Here is a 472-nt window from a genome sequence, read left to right as displayed (position 1 = left end):
TGACATTCAGGAAGGCGGTGACATCGTCTACACCGCTCGCCTGACCAACCCAGCAGGCAGCGAGATGAAGATCACGCTGAGCAATGGCGAGGTGATCACCATCGGCAAAGGTCTGTCGGAAGGCTCCGTGACCTTCGCAGCACCAGCCAACACCGTCTACGTAGATGGCGGCAACGTCAGCGTGACCGTCACTGGGACTACTGGTGGCGACTTTGAGCACCTGGAAGTCAGCCCGACTGCGGCTGTCACTGCCATTACGGATTCGATTGACACCAGTACAGTCACCCTGATCGCGACTCCAAGCGCAGTGGAAGGTGGCGTGGTGACCTACACCGCCTCGGTTACTGCTCCGGTCACCGGCACCCCGCTGGTTATCAGCCTCGCCAACGGCCAGTCGATCACCATCCCGGTGAACAGCTCCAGCGGTTCGGTCGATTTCATTGCCCCGAACAACGTGCTGAATACCAACACG

Annotated in this window: 1 protein-coding gene; it reads left to right on the top strand. The window is 59.5% G+C overall.

Features of this window, described 5'->3' with window-relative positions:
- A partial coding sequence (locus tag ACKLLE_RS27125; RefSeq protein ID WP_420059610.1) for an immunoglobulin-like domain-containing protein occupies window positions 1–472 on the top strand: 472 nt, incomplete at both ends.

The organism is Pseudomonas bharatica, from assembly GCF_048586865.1.
GTDB lineage: Bacteria > Pseudomonadota > Gammaproteobacteria > Pseudomonadales > Pseudomonadaceae > Aquipseudomonas > Aquipseudomonas bharatica.
This window is presented reverse-complemented; position numbering and strand designations above follow the sequence as displayed.